Origin of the sequence: Streptomyces sp. CB01635, assembly GCF_002803065.1 — a bacterium.
Taxonomy (GTDB): Bacteria; Actinomycetota; Actinomycetes; order Streptomycetales; family Streptomycetaceae; genus Streptomyces.
Map to the genome: position 1 here is coordinate 741,445 of NZ_NNBL01000003.1, position 13,895 is coordinate 755,339.

A 13,895-nucleotide genomic window follows, 5' to 3' on the forward strand; every position below is an offset into this window, starting at 1 on the left:
GCCGGATGATCAGGCCGGGCGGCAGACAGCGCGCTGCCGCCCGGAAGGGCCTGGTCGTCAGGGGTGGGCGAGTACGGCGCGAACCGTCTTTCCGCCGTAGGGGTCGCTCACCACGCACATACGGCGCGACAGCGCGTCGACGAGCGAGATGCCGCGGCCCGACTCCGCGGACAGCGAATCCGGCTTGCGGCGCGGGTGCTGCGGGCTGTCGTCGTGGACCGAGACGGTCAGCTCGTCCGCGTCCAGGCACAGACTCATACGGCAGTGACTGCCCTTGATCCGGGCCGCGTTGGCGACCAGCTCCGAGACGACGAGCACCGCGTCGTGCGCGCCGCCCGCGCTTCGTCCCGCGAGAAAGTCATGGGTGAGGCGCCGGGCCCAGCGGGCCGAGCCCGAGCCCTGCGGCAACAGGTACTCCACGCGTGCTGGCCGCCGTACGGCGCGCTTGGGCGCACGCATGACGATCACTTCCTTCCGTCGCCTGTGGCGCCGGGTGTTCTCCGGTAACGAGCCCCATTCCCCGGCATCCTGATCGCCAAGCGGTTACGGCCCGACGGCCGTGCGAGGGCGTGGTAGCTGTGTCCGATGCGGCGCCCGAGCAGGAAGTAGGCGATCAGGGCGCCCGTCGTATTCAGGATCACGTCGTCCACATCGAAGGCGCGCCCCTCGACGATCGCGCCCTGCGCCAGCTCCACGAGCGCCATCACGAGCACCGTCACCGCGAGCACCCGCATCATGCGGCCCTTGCGCGCCACAAGCACCGGAAGCAGCAGCCCGAAGGGCGCGCCGAGCAGCAGGTTCCCGCCGATCTGCTTGCACGCGCCGAGGAACGTGTACGACTCGGCGTACTGGCGCAGGGAGTGTCCCGGCCGCATGTTGGACCCCGCGACGTCCGCCGACGCCGGGGACGGCGTCAGGGTCAGCCGGGCGAGGACCGCGGAGAACGCCACGAGCGCCAAGAACGCGAAGCCGGCGATGAGCGCTCGGGCGGCGATCCGCCCCCACGGCACCGGCTTCCGTGTCGCCGGCTTACGCGCCACCGGTTTCCGTGGCACCCGCTTCCTCGACGACCGCTTCCGTGCCTCGCCCTTACGATCCCGGCCCTTACGGTCCTGGCCCTTTCTCCGACGTGCCGCACTCTCTGGGGTCATGGAGGCCGGTTGCCCCCGCGCGCCCCGGCCAATCCGGCTCGGGACCGTCCGCGTCAGCTCTGCGTCTCCGGAGGGTGCGTCAGGGAGTCCAGGAACCGCTGCAGCGCGGGCGGTCCTTCGCCGCAGCGGCCGCGCTCGACGTGCGGTATCGACAGCTTTCCCAGGCGCAGGTCCTGCGCCTCCATGGCCTGCGCCAAGTGCAGTCGTTCCAGGGCACGTTCGGCGGCTGTCTGACGTACGTACTCGACCACCGTCACGCCCAGGTGGTCCGCGTGCGAGCGGACCGCGTCGTACTCGTCCGGCGTGAAGAGGTCCCGCAGAAGGGCAGTACCGTCCATGGCGGCATGATGCCGCTCCCGGCCGACGCGCGTGGGCGTACGGCATATTCAGCGCCCGATCGCGTGGCGTTCGCCGTCATCACGCGTACTGGTCTCCTCCGCAAATCTCCGATAACTTAGGCAAGGCTTACCTAAGGAGGTTCGGATGGGTGTCCGACAGATCAGTACCGCCGCTCCCACCGCGGCGGCACGCGCGCGATCAATGCTCGCCACCGCCTGGTCGTGCGAAGTGACGACGGACATCGGGCGGGAGGACCTCGTCGGATCCCATCGCGTCACCGATGACGGCGAGCTAAGGATCCAGCCGCCGGACGACAGCCTTCTGTCCGCCGCCGTGCTCTGCGCGCCCCGGGGTGAGCCGACCGCGCTCATCGAGTTCGCGGACGCCGCGCCGGTACCCGTCAGGGACCGGATCCGCGCGCGTCTGTGGCTGTCCGGGTCGCTCGAGCCCGATGGCGACCAGTTCGTGCTCAGGCCCATCCGCGCCGTACTCCAGACGCGTACCGGCCGCACGGGCATCGATCTCGACGAACTCGCCGAGACCGCGCCCGACCCCCTCACCGCGGCAGAACCCCGCCTGCTCACCCATCTCGCCGACTGCCACCCCGAGGCCGTCGAGCAGCTCACCCGGCTCGTCGACGTGGACAGCCTGCACGGCGTCGTCCGGGTCCAGCCCCTGGCCGTCGACCGGCACGGGCTCACCCTCCGGCTCGAACGCATCCGCGGCCAGGCCGACGTGCGCCTCCCGTTCCACGCGCCCGCCGACGACCTGGCCCAGCTGAACGAGCGCATGCACGCCCTGCTTTCGTCCGCGCAGGCGGTCAGCCGCCGTCGCAGGTGAGGTCGGCGGCGCGCATGAATCCGAGGGGCGCGCCGTTGTCCGTACGCGAGACCCGCCACAGCTCGTCCGCGCCCTGCCGTGTGCCGTTGACCGGGACGCCCGGGTCCAGATAGCCGACGATGTCCGTCCACGGATTGTTGCCCGCGTAGATCGGGGCGTCCTCGTGCGTGGCGAAACACGTGCCGCCCGCCTGCGCCGTGCCGCCGAGCAGGGGCACGGAGGCGAGGAGCAGGGCCGCGGGCAGCAGCAGTCGGAAGCGGGTGCGGATCACGGGGGTGCCTCTCTGGGGGGCGGCTGAACGTCGGCTGAAGGTTCGGCGACCCGGCACAGGCTAGGGGCGCAGGATCCGCTCGCCGGGGACGCCGCTCACCGGCGGTTCGGCCTCCCGCACCGGTTCCGAACGCCGAAACGCCCACGGCACGCGCGGCTCCACGGCGAACCGGAAGACCCACCGCACGGGAGACGTACACAGAAGGGTGATGACGGCGACCGCCGTGGCCGTCACCGCCAGTTCGCCCGCCGGAGTGTGCAGCCATGGGTGGTCGTACCAGCCCCAGAAGCGCGACGACTTGATGAGGAAGCCGTGCAGCAGGTACGCGTACAGCGTCCCCGTGCCCAGTGTCGTGAACGGTGTCTTCCGTCCCGGCACCCACGCCAGGAAGCAGGCGCTGAGGACGACGGCGAGGGCGAACAGGGCAGGGGTCGTGACCAGTCCCGCCCAGGCGGGGGCGCCGAGGCCGGTGACGCTGCCCCGGTGGTAGAACCAGCCCGCGTCGAACCAGGGAGCCACCGCGTACGCGGCGATCAGCGTCGCGGCCGCCACGGGCAGCGCCCACAGCCGGGCCTGCCGCGTGCGCAGCCGCTCGAAGTGCTCGGGCCGCAGCGTCAGTCCGAGAACGAAGAACGGCAGGAAACCCACCACCCGTTGGAGTGCCAGGTCCCCGCCCGCGTCCGGTGCCATCGACACGAGCATGGCCGACGCCAGGGCGACTGGTACCGGGTGTCGCAGTTGCAGCCAGAGGGGTGTGGTGAGCCGCCAGATGAACAGGGCGACCAGGAACCACATCAGATACCAGGGGTCGAGCAGGCTGATCGGATACCCCGGATCGTCCTGCGCCCACCGGTAGAACAGCGTGTACGCGACCTCGAACACCACGTACGGCACCACGACCCCGCCGACGAGACGGCGCAGCCGGCCCGGCGCCATGTCGAAACTCCGCGAGAAATAGCCGGAGATGAGAGCGAACGCCGGCATGTGGAAGGCGTACACACCGAGATACACGGCCGTCACCGTGCGGCTCCCGTACGTCAGCGGCTCCCACGCGTGCCCGCATGCCACGAGCACGATCGTCAGGTATTTCGCGTTGTCGAAGTACGGGTCCCGTGCTCCTGGTACGGCCGGTCCGTGGCGCCTGTCCATCGTTCCCCTTGAGCCCTTCGCGGTGCATGACCCATGGTGCCCTGCCCGATAGGGCCCGTTTCATGACACACTCCCGGGTGCCCTTTTTCCGACCCTTCGGAAGGTCAGGATGAGCAGCAGGAAGCTGATAACGGCGGCGCGTGTGGTGACCGGTCCGGGCGGCCGCTGTGTCGAGGACGGTGCCGTTCTCACGGACGGGGACACCGTGGTCGCGGCCGGGAGACGCTCCGACGTCGAGGCCCTGGCGGACGAGCGGGACGAGCGCATCGCGCTGCCGGGAACCACCGTGCTGCCGGGACTCGTCGACGCGCACGTCCACCTCGTCTTCGACGCGGGTACGGACCCGGTCGGGACGCTCGAAGGGCAGGACGACGACGCGCTGCTCGCCGTCATGAGGGAGCGCGCCGCGCGGCTCGTGGCGAGCGGCGTCACCACGGTGCGGGACCTGGGGGACCGCGGGAGGCTCACGCTGCGGCTGCGCGAGGAGATCGAGTCGGGCGCGGTGCCGGGACCCAGGATCGTCGCCGCGACGACGCCCGTCACCCCTGAGGGCGGTCACTGCTGGTTCCTGGGCGGTGAAGTCGGCAGCGAGCGCGAACTACGTGACCTGGTAAGGCGGAACGCCGAACTGGGCGCCGACGTGATCAAGGTCATGGCGACCGGCGGTGCCCTGACGCGCGGTGGACCGGCCACGTGGCAGGCCCAGTTCGGCGCGGGTGAGCTTGCCGTCGTCGTCGAGGAGGCGCACGGTGCCGGGCTGCCGGTCGCCGCCCATGCGCACGGCACTGCGGGGATCGAGGCCGCGGTGACCGCGGGCGTCGACACGCTCGAACACTGCACCTGGATGACCGAGGACGGCAACGATCTGCGCGATGACGTGCTCGACGCCATCGTGGAGCGCGGGATCCGCGTATGCCCGACCGTCAGTCCGCACTGGCGGATGCTGCCGACCGTGTTCGGGGCCGAGCGCGCCGAGAGGCTGTTCGGCCAGGTGCGGACCATGGCGGAACGCGGGGTTCGGTTCATCGCCGGTACCGACGCAGGGGTGCAGCGCGCCGGGTTCGACGGCCTGCGCCCGAGCCTGACGTTCTTCGAGCACATCGGGATGCCGGCGCCGCGCGTCATCGACATGGCCACCACCGAGGCCGCCGACGCGCTCGGCGCCGGCGGCCGCGCGGGACTGCTCGCCCCGGGGCGCCCGGCCGACCTGATCGCCGTGGGCAGCGACCCGCGCGCCGGCCTCGAGGCGCTCGCGGACCTGCGGTTCGTCATGAGCCGGGGGGAGCTGATCCCGCCTCAGCGCGCGGTGTAGGCGCCGTCCACGAGGTGGTAGCTGCCGTGCACGAAGGAGGCCCGGTCGGAGAGCAGGAACGCGATCAGTTCGGCGACCTCCTCGGCGTGACCGAGGCGGCCCGCCGGGTGCAGCGCCGTCAGCGCGTCGTACGCGTCCTGGTCCATCTGCCGCAGCAGCGGGGTGTCGATGAAGCCGGGGCCGACCGCGTTCACGCGGATGCCCTTCGCCGCGTACTCGGTGGCCGCGGTCTTCGTCAGGCCGACGACGCCGTGCTTCGCGGCGACGTAGGCGGGGGAGCCGGCGAAGCCGACCGAGCCGAGGATCGACGCGACGTTCACGATGGCGCCGCCCTTGCCGGACGCCTCGATGGCGGGCAGCTCGTGGCGCATCGAGTAGAAAACACCGTCGAGGTTCGTGCGGAGGACGCGATTCCAGACATCGATGTCGTAGTCACCGGTGGGGGCGCTCTCGCCGCCGATCCCGGCGTTGTTGACGGCCAGTTCGAGGCCGCCGAAGGTGTCGACGGAGAACTTCACTGCGGCCTCGACCGACTCCGGCTTCGTGACGTCCACGGCGACGGCCGCGGCGATGATGCCCTCGGCCTTCAGCTCGGCGGCGGCCTTCTCGGCGCCGTCGGCGTTGTAGTCGGCGATCACGGCGTTCGCGCCGCCACGGCCCAGGCGTCGGGCGGTGGCGAGGCCGATACCCGAGGCGGCTCCGGTGACAAGGGCGGTCCTGCCGGCGAACTCGGTCGCGTAGTCGCTGACGGGTGCCGGGGTGTTCGTGTTGCTCATGGTGCGGTTCACTCTCTGGTTGCGATGTGGGGGGCCGACGAGAGGACGGCCTCCCCGGTCAGGGCGTCGTAGGCCTGCCCCACCAGGTCTGCGAGTTCTGTGTCGTGCCTGCCGCCGCGGGCCCACTGGCGCAGGGCGGCGGTGAGTACGCCGGCCGCGGCGCCGACGACGACGGCCGGGCGCAGATCCCGGTCCCGGTCGGTGCCGAGCCGGTCGGCGATGATGCGCACGGACTCTTCCTGGGCGTCCACCCGGAGGCGTTCGTACGCGGCGAAGAGCGCCGGTTCCGTGTCGAGGGTCGCGAGCAGGGCGCGCATGTGCGGCCTGCGGTGCGGGGCGGACGGCTCCGCCAGCCACTGCTCGACGGCCCTGCGGTAGGCGAGCATCGGGGGTTCGCTCACGGGGCGGGCGCGCAGGGCCGCGTTGATCCGGTCGGCATCGGTGCGGGTGAAGTCGAGGGCGGCGTCCTCCTTGCCGCCGAAGTGGCGGCTGAAGGTGCGGCGCGTGACGTCGGCGCGGTCGGCGATGGCCTCCACGGTGACGGCGCCCAGACCCCGCTCCAGCACGAGCCCGACGGCCGCGGCGGCGAGCGCTTCCCGGGTCTGCCGGGCCTTGCGCTGCCGACGGTCCTCGACGGGTTCAGTGGGGGGAGCGGGGTCCTTCGCCTTCATGTCTTCGAGCGTACACCCATGATGTCCCAATGGGACATGTGTCTCGATGGGACACGAGGGGAGCGGTGCGTCAGGCGTGCCAGTGGCCGTGGAGGGCGGCGGTGGTGAAGCCGGGCCCGTAGGCGACGGCGACGCCTTTGGTTCCGGCGGCGGGAGGCGCGGTGTGGGTGCGCTCCAGGACCCGGAGGATGCTGACGCCGCCGAGGTTGCCCTCTTCGGAGAGGGTTTCCGTGGAGTGCCGGGCGGCCTCGGGGGTGAGGCCGAGGGCGGTGGCCGTGTCGGCGATCATGTTCGGGCTGCCGGGATGAATGGCCGTGAACCCGACTTCCCGTCCCCCGAGCCAGTCGATGAGAGCCGGGTGCGTCTCCGTCGCGGCGCGCGGCGCCTTCTTGGTGGAGTCGAAGTGCATGCCGTGGGCGTCCAGTCGGCCGCGGTAGCGGTCGAAGGGGTCCGGAAGCGTGTACTCGAACGTGTCCTCTATCGCCAACCCGGAGGTCAGCGGCTCACTGGTCACGACGGTGGCGCCGGCCGCGTCCGCGAACAGGGCCTTGTAGATCATCGCCTCAATGGTGGTGGCGGAGTGGTTGTAGGCGGTGGAGAGCACCTCCGCGGCCACCACGAGCACCGTCTCCGCCGGACGCGCGGTGACCAGGTCCGTGGCCCTGATGAGGGAGTGGACCCCTCCGGCGCACGCCACCGTCGTGAGGGCGACCCGGCGCGTGGTGGGGCGCAGGCCGAGGCGGCCGATCAGATGGACGTCCAGATTGGGGACCGCGTAGCCGGTGGCATGCGTCGTCACGATGGCATCGATGTCAACCGTGTCGAGCCCCGCTGCATCGAGCGCGGCTTCGGCGGCACGCTCGGACATGTCCACGGCGTCGTCGAAGGCCGCCTGGGTTCGCGCGTGTACGTCTGCCGTGCCGCCGACTGTGGGGGAGTTCAGCGGCCTGGTGAAGTAACGGGTGCGCACGCCGCAGTTGTTGACGACACGCAGGAAGGCGCCCAGGCGCGGGTGATCGGGGTGGTTCGTCCGTATGTCGTCGGCTATCTCGTCGGTGGTGACCTTGTGAGCGCCGAGGACGGTCCGAGGGGGCGAGACGTAGGCGGGCATGGGGTGTCTCCCACAGGGCTGAGTCGGGCGTGGGGGGTGTCGCTCAAAGTACTCGACGCCCGTCGACTCCGACTATCCGCTCAGTGGGCCCTGAGCATCGGCCTCCGGGGACGCGGGCGTTCGGTGCCACGGCGGAAGACGAGGATGAAGAGCCGCGAGCCGGGCGCGGTCATGGGCTGTGCGGCGCAGATCGACAGCCAGCCCTGGCCCTTCCTGCTGTGGAGTATGGGACGTTCGTGGCCGTCGGCATGGATGAGCGAAGCCCCGGTCTCGTAGATGTCCGACGTGTCGGGATCCTCCATGACCTCCTTCTCGATCTGCCGCAGCGTCTCGTCCTCCGGGCGCGCGACCAGCGCCGCGCGCAACTGCGGGAGCACCCAGGGGGCCCAGGCGTTCTCCCAGTCCGTCAGGATCCGGCGGCCCTGGGGTTCGAGGAGCATCCAGCGCATCGTGTTCGCCGGGACCTGCTCATTAGGGAAGAGGGAGGCGAACGCTGTGTTGTGGGCGATCAGGTCCCAGGAGGCGTCCGTGACGTACGCCATGTGCCCGATGCCGTCGACAGCGTCCTGCCAGAAGCCCGGGATCTCCTTCCCCGACGACTGGTGCAGCGGGCCGGGCGGATCCTGGAGCAGGGCGTAGCGGCACAGCGAAACCCACTCCTGTTCGTCGAGGTCGAACAGCAGGGCAACATCCCGCAGCAGCACCGTTGGTGGGTTCGGGTAACTCCCCGATTCCAGCCGGTGGTACGTCCCCAGGGTGCGGTGGAGCAGTTGGTCCACCTGGTGCTGGGAGAGGCCAGGGGCACGCCGGCCCTGGCCCGTGGGGCGGGTGAAGCCGTGGGATTCGGGGGCTATCAGGGCGCGCCGTTCACGGAGCAGGGCGCGGAGCGCCGTCTTGTTCATGGTGGGTAATCCCTTGAGGTCCACGCTGAGTTGAGCGAGTGGAGTCTAATTACTCCCATCACCTTTGGTAATAAACATTGCCCGAAGAAAACGATCAGCCAGTGCGTCATGATGGAGCCCGTGGGGTCGGCGACCTGCTGGTTTGAACGCCAGGGGCCGCGCGGCCACGCCGATGGGACACCTGGACCGGGACGCTCGAAAATGGCTGAATTTCCCGGTGTTGGGTATCCGTCGAACCCTCGGATCCGTTTCGGGAACAGTGCAAGGCCAGTTGTCATATTCCGATCCATGTGACCGGAAAGTGCATCGCTTGGCCCAGTTCGGGCACTTCTCCCGGCCAGATCAAGGGCTCACTGGCTGCGGCCGGTGCCGTCACTCGCCATTACGTAGCGGCCACGGTACCGGCCGCCCGCGCATGCCCAGGCGCGCAACAGCTGCCGCGCACCCTGGCCGGCCGCAGGGCGGGGCCGGCGAACCGACCCCGCCGTACAGCGCACTCACCAGTCGCCGTCCTCCACCGGCTTGCCCGCGTCCCCCAGGGGCTTGACCTGGTGCGCGCCCGGCGCCTGCCACGGCTCGTGGTCGTCGCCGAGCCACTCACCCGCGGGCTTCACCGCCCCCAGCGTGTCCGTCGGCGCGAGATCCTCCGCGCTCTCGTCGTAGTAGTCGAACCAGGGCAGCCCCGCCCTCGTGTACGCGGCCCGGTCCACCGGCGACGGCGGCGGCTCCTCGCCAGTGATGCGGCGCCAGTCCGGCGGCGTCACGAGGTGCACGAACACGCGGCCCGCGGCCGTTTCGGCCCAGTCGGACGCGGGCCGGTCGTCCCGGAACACCTGCTGGCGCATCGTGCCGCCCGCGCCGAGACCCATGGAACGCGCCGCCTGAGCCTGCGGCGCCGCACCCGGCGCGGCCGGCATGGGCGCGGCCCCGTAGCCGCCGGAGGAGGCACCCATCCACTGCATGCCGCCGGGCGCAGGCGGCATCGCCCGCGCGGCCTCCCGCTTGCGGGCCTCCTCCGCGCGCCAGGCCCTCAGCGCCGGCTCGCTCAGGGGGAAGGCCTGGAGCTGGATCCCGCCCCAGGTCTCCTCGCCCGTGACCTGGCCCTCGATCGTGGCGCCGAGCCCCAGGGGCAGCGCCACGAACTGCCGTACCGTGCCCTTCCCGGACTTGATGCCGTCGAGCCACGGCTGGCGAGGCAGCACCACGTAGTTCTGCGGATCCCGGGACAGCCGGCTGCTCCACGGCAGCCCCGAGATGGCGCACACCTTGCCCACGCCCACCTGGAGCGCGGCCGGTTCGGCCGTTCCCGCGAAGCTCAGCCACATCGCCTCGCGCAGATACATCGGCAGCATCACGCCGCCGCGCGCCCGCCACTGAGGCGGCACCGAGTCCGCGTAGTCCTCGACCCGCCGCACCGGGAACTCGCCGAGCCCCGGCGGCAGCGGATGCGTTCCGGTCTCCGGCAGGCGCAGCGTGCGCACGAACCGCACCCGCGCACCGCCCGGCAGCACCAGACTGTTCCCGTCGACCCGCACACTCCCGGCCATGTCCGTCTCCCCTCGTCGTGCGTCTTCCTCGGTGGTACCACGACGGGTCCGCGCCACCGGTTCCGTCCCTCACGATCTTCGTAGCGGGTGCGGTCAGGGCCGCGAGCGGCCGGCGATGTTCTTGACGTAGTCCGTGACCGCCGCGTCGAGACCGATGTCGTGCTGCGCCCGCTCGGACAGGTACCAACGGTGTTCGAGGAGCTCGTGGTAGAGCTCGGCCGCGTCCGTGCGGTCCGGCACGTGGTCGCGTACCGCGCGCACGGTCGGCCGGAACACGTCGCGTACCCAACGGTGGGCGAGGACCTCGGCGCGCGCGCCATGGGGGTCCCCCCTGTTCGAGCGCAGCCGAGAACTCGGGGGAGGATCGCCCGGCGCGTAGTCGTCCTGCGTGGCCATCCAGCTCTCCAGGTCGTTCAGGAGACGACGGGCCTGGTTCTCCTCGGCGTCCATGCCGGTGAGGCGCAGGAGTTGACGCTGGTGATGGCCCGCGTCCACGACCTTCGGCACGAACGTGACCGTGTCCCCCTGGTCCGCGTGCGAGATCTGCATCTCCGCGACGTCGAAGCCAAGGTCGTTGAGACGGCGGATGCGGCGCTCCATGTAGTGGTGCTTGCCGGCCGGGTAGACGGAGGTACGCGTCAGCTCCCTCCAGAGTGCCTCGTACCGCTCCCCGATCTCCGTGCCGAACGCAATCGGGTCGATGGACGGATGCAGCGCGCCCGACGCCTCCAGGTCGAGCATCTCGCCGCTGATGTTGACCCGGGCGAGCTCGATGTCGTACGCCCGTTGCCCGTCGCTGAGCCGGGGGTGCAGCTCCCCGGTCTCGGCGTCCACGAGGTAGGCGGCGTACGCGCCCGCGTCCCTGCGGAACAGGGTGTTGGAGAGCGAGCAGTCCCCCCAGGCGAACCCTGCCAGATGCAGCCGTACGAGGAGGACGGCGAGGGCGTCCATGAGGCGGTGCACGGTGCCGGGACGCATCGTCGTCTCGAACATGGAGCGGTAGGGGAGCGAGCCGCCCAAGTGGCGGGTGATGAGGACGGGTTCGAGGGGCGCGCCTTCGGCATCGGTGCGGCCGGTGACCACGGCGAGGGGGTCGACGGCGGGTATCGCGAGTCGGTCGAGGGTGCGCAGAAGCTCGTACTCGCGCAGCGCCGGCCGCTCGGCGAGCTCCTTCACGGCGACGACCTCGCTGCCCGCGCGGGCGTAGCGCACGACGTGCCGCGAGATGCCGCGGGGGAGCGGCACCAGATATTCGTCCGGCCACTGCTCCAGAGGGACGTGCCAGGGGAGTTCGAGGAGGAGGGCCGGGTGTTCGGGGTTGGTGGCGCTGATCTGCAAAGTCATGCGGTCACAGTCCCTGGGTCGCGCGACGGGGCCACGAGTGATCGGACCCCGAAGGGGCGGCGCGGGTCAAGACCCGGAGCGGGACCCGCTTTCGGCAGGCAAGGGCGCCGAATTCCCGTTGAGGCCCTCCGGCTCGCGCCCTAGGGTGCGAACCATGCTGCCCCTTGTGGAAACCGACGGACAATGGGACGCCGTGGTCTCCGACGAAGCGGTCATGCGGCGGGGAGCGGACGACCTCTGCGCCCGGCTCGGCCTCACCGGCCTCCCGCTGACGCGCTACGAAGGAGGCACCCAGCCCGTCTACGCCGTCGGTGACGAGCACGTCCTGAAACTGTTCCCGGCCGCCTCCGCGGAGGACGGTGCCACCGAGGCCCGGGTCCTCGCCCACCTCGAAGGCAGACTGCCCGTCCCCACCCCCGAGGTCCGCTCGGCGGGGGCATACAAGAACGGATGGCTCTACATCTTGATGTCCCGGCTGCCCGGCGCGGACCTGGCCGTGGCATGGCCCGGCATCCCGCGCGCCGACCAGGACCGCATCGTCGACGAGGCCGGAGCATGCCTCGCCGCACTGCATGCCCTCGACCCCACGCCCCTCGCCGGCGCGGTGGGACCGGAGGACTGGGACACGTTCGTGCGCAAGCAGCGCGCAGACGCCGTACAGCAGCAGCGCGAACACGGCCTTGCCGAGGGCTGGTTGGAACAGATCCCCGCCTTCCTCGACTCCGTCACGCTGCCGTGCGGGCCCGAACGCGTTCTGCTGCACACGGAGTTCATGCGCCAGCATCTCGTCATCGACCCTCGGAACCGCAAGCTGACCGGACTCCTCGACTTCGAGCCCGCCATGATCGGCGACCCGGCGTACGACTTCGTGGCAGTCGGCCTGTTCGTCACCCGGGCCGACCCACGCCTGATGACCCGCTTCACCGAGGCATACGGCCGCAAGTTCGGGCTCCGCACCGTGATGGCGTACACACTCCTGCACGTGTACAGCGATCTGCCCTGGTACCTGCGAGAACTGCCCGCGCCGCCGGAGGCGACACTCGACTCACTCGCCGGGGCCTGGTTCGCCGCCGGGTGACGCGAGACGGGCCTCAGCCGCCGCGAGGATCTCCGTGACGCGCAGCGCGAACGCGGCGTCGCAGGCGTGCGGCCGGCCCGTGTGCACGGATTCCAGGAGCGCGTCGATCGCCGCCCCGAACGCGTCGACCGACTCACCGCCCGTCGGCATCGACGCGATGCCGGACTCCCCGCGCAGCTCCACGGCGACGCCCGCCGCCTTCGCCGGAGTGGTCAGACTCAGCGCCGCGGTGGCGGACGCGCCCGAGGCGTGCCCGAGGACCAGATGCACGGTGTCCGCCGGGCCCCGCGCGGCCGTCACGGACGTGACGTCCCCGAGCACGGGAAGCAGTACGGACAGGGCGTGCGGGCCGACGTCCCACAGGGCTCCGCGCCCGACCCGCCACGGCGACGCGGTCAGCTCCGAGGTGTCGCCTGGGGTGTACAGGGACCCGTACCAGTCGGCCCGGCCCGTGAACCATCCGCCCTCGGCGGCCTGTTGGGCCAGCCAGCCCGAGGGGACGATCGCGAAGCGCATCGTGAAGAACACGACGGACGCCACCCCGGCGGCCCGTACGGCGTCCACGACCTCCCTGGCCGCGGGCACCGACGTGGCCAGCGGCTTGTCGAGGAGAAGATGACAGCCCGCTCTGGCGGCCCGCGCGGCGAGCGGCGCCTGCACGTCCGGCGGCACCGCGAACGCCACCGCGTCGCACGCCGCGAACAGCTCGTCGACGTCCTCGAACACCTGCGTCCCGTGGGCGGCGGCGACCTCGGCCGCAGCCTGGGGCCTGCGCCCCCAGACACCCACGAGATCCGTCCCGGGGTGGGCACGCAGTGCGGCGGCGTGCGTCTTCGAGGCCCAGGTGCCGGTGCCGACGAGCCCGACGCGAAGGATGGTGGCAGCAGAAGTCATGGTCGGCAGTATGGCTGGTGGTCCGCGGCCGGAACAGGAACGGCCGCCGCCGCAGAGACGCCGGGCGTCACCTCGCGGGCCGTAGCCCTGCGCGTCGTCCCCACCCCGGCCGGCCCGACCGCCACCCCCGTCACCACCGCGCCGACAGGGGCCCTCGCCGAGCACGACGGCGCCCTGCGCCACCGAGACGACGGGCCGGAGACAGCCGAACATCGCCGCACTGGTCGGGCCCTCGTCCGAGCCCAGGAACCCCCCGCTCACCGAACGGCGCGCCATCGACTTCGCCGAGCTCGCCGGCGAACCCTGGGTCGACACCGAGGGCGTCGCGGGTCCCTGCCACGAAATCGTCCGCGACGCCTTCGCCGCCGCCGGATTCAGCCCCGATTTCTCCGTCGCGAGTTAGCACTACGCGACCGCTCAGGGCTTCGTCGCCGCCGGAATGAGCATCGGGCTGATGTCTCTGATGGGTTTGAGGAACCGGCACCCCCGATGTCGTCCTGCGCAAGGTCC

General features: G+C 71.3%; 14 protein-coding genes and 1 pseudogene. 3 read left to right on the plus strand and 12 right to left on the minus strand.

Going from position 1 to position 13,895, the window contains the following annotated elements:
* Positions 1-57: 57 nt before the first annotated feature.
* From CG723_RS11475 to CG723_RS11485, 3 genes and pseudogenes are all read right to left on the minus strand, one after another.
* Complete coding sequence (locus CG723_RS11475; RefSeq protein WP_100593820.1) at positions 58-459, minus strand: ATP-binding protein; 402 nt, start codon at positions 457-459, stop codon at positions 58-60.
* A gap of 101 nt (positions 460-560) precedes the next feature.
* Positions 561-995: pseudogene (locus CG723_RS11480) on the minus strand (VanZ family protein); the annotation flags it as partial.
* A 209-nt stretch (positions 996-1,204) separates the two neighbouring features.
* Positions 1,205-1,489 carry a hypothetical protein gene (locus CG723_RS11485; RefSeq protein WP_100593170.1) on the minus strand — a complete coding sequence of 95 codons (285 nt, stop codon included), beginning with the start codon at positions 1,487-1,489 and terminating at the stop codon, positions 1,205-1,207.
* 145 nt (positions 1,490-1,634) lie between these two features.
* Here CG723_RS11485 and CG723_RS11490 point away from each other — a divergent pair, with 145 nt between their 5' ends.
* Entirely contained in the window at positions 1,635-2,330 is a 696-nt protein-coding gene (locus CG723_RS11490) for a DUF2470 domain-containing protein (protein WP_100593171.1), read from the plus strand.
* On the opposite strand, the gene CG723_RS11495 is transcribed toward CG723_RS11490, so the two are convergent.
* Positions 2,311-2,601 carry a hypothetical protein gene (locus CG723_RS11495; protein ID WP_100593172.1) on the minus strand — a complete coding sequence of 97 codons (291 nt, stop codon included), beginning with the start codon at positions 2,599-2,601 and terminating at the stop codon, positions 2,311-2,313. The genes CG723_RS11490 and CG723_RS11495 overlap by 20 nt on opposite strands.
* A 60-nt stretch (positions 2,602-2,661) precedes the next feature.
* Positions 2,662-3,750: an acyltransferase family protein gene (locus CG723_RS11500; RefSeq protein ID WP_100593173.1), complete on the minus strand. Its 1,089-nt coding sequence runs from the start codon at positions 3,748-3,750 to the stop codon at positions 2,662-2,664.
* A gap of 109 nt (positions 3,751-3,859) precedes the next feature.
* On the opposite strand from CG723_RS11500, the gene CG723_RS11505 reads away from it, so the two are divergent.
* Positions 3,860-5,062 (plus strand): amidohydrolase family protein, encoded by a 1,203-nt coding sequence (locus CG723_RS11505; protein WP_100593174.1) that lies wholly within the window; start codon positions 3,860-3,862, stop codon positions 5,060-5,062.
* On the opposite strand, the gene CG723_RS11510 is transcribed toward CG723_RS11505, so the two are convergent.
* From CG723_RS11510 to CG723_RS11535, 6 genes are all read right to left on the minus strand, one after another.
* Entirely contained in the window at positions 5,047-5,838 is a 792-nt protein-coding gene (locus tag CG723_RS11510) for an SDR family NAD(P)-dependent oxidoreductase (protein ID WP_100593175.1), read from the minus strand. The two genes, CG723_RS11505 and CG723_RS11510, sit on opposite strands and share 16 nt — an antisense overlap.
* Positions 5,839-5,846: 8 nt before the next feature.
* Positions 5,847-6,509: a TetR/AcrR family transcriptional regulator gene (locus CG723_RS11515; protein WP_100593176.1), complete on the minus strand. Its 663-nt coding sequence runs from the start codon at positions 6,507-6,509 to the stop codon at positions 5,847-5,849.
* Positions 6,510-6,579: 70 nt separating this feature from the next.
* Entirely contained in the window at positions 6,580-7,620 is a 1,041-nt protein-coding gene (locus CG723_RS11520) for a PhlD (RefSeq protein ID WP_100593177.1), read from the minus strand.
* Positions 7,621-7,700: 80 nt separating this feature from the next.
* Positions 7,701-8,522, minus strand: coding sequence for an MmyB family transcriptional regulator (locus CG723_RS11525; RefSeq protein WP_100593178.1), 822 nt, complete (start codon positions 8,520-8,522; stop codon positions 7,701-7,703).
* A 497-nt stretch (positions 8,523-9,019) separates the two neighbouring features.
* On the minus strand, positions 9,020-10,069 hold the full coding sequence (locus CG723_RS11530; RefSeq protein WP_100593179.1) for a hypothetical protein: 1,050 nt from the start codon (positions 10,067-10,069) through the stop codon (positions 9,020-9,022).
* Positions 10,070-10,162: 93 nt separating this feature from the next.
* Entirely contained in the window at positions 10,163-11,413 is a 1,251-nt protein-coding gene (locus CG723_RS11535) for a DUF4032 domain-containing protein (RefSeq protein ID WP_100593180.1), read from the minus strand.
* Between the two features lie 154 nt (positions 11,414-11,567).
* Here CG723_RS11535 and CG723_RS11540 point away from each other — a divergent pair, with 154 nt between their 5' ends.
* Positions 11,568-12,491: a phosphotransferase family protein gene (locus CG723_RS11540; protein ID WP_100593181.1), complete on the plus strand. Its 924-nt coding sequence runs from the start codon at positions 11,568-11,570 to the stop codon at positions 12,489-12,491.
* On the opposite strand, the gene CG723_RS11545 is transcribed toward CG723_RS11540, so the two are convergent.
* On the minus strand, positions 12,459-13,385 hold the full coding sequence (locus tag CG723_RS11545; RefSeq protein ID WP_100593182.1) for a Gfo/Idh/MocA family protein: 927 nt from the start codon (positions 13,383-13,385) through the stop codon (positions 12,459-12,461). The genes CG723_RS11540 and CG723_RS11545 overlap by 33 nt on opposite strands.
* Positions 13,386-13,895 lie beyond the last annotated feature (510 nt).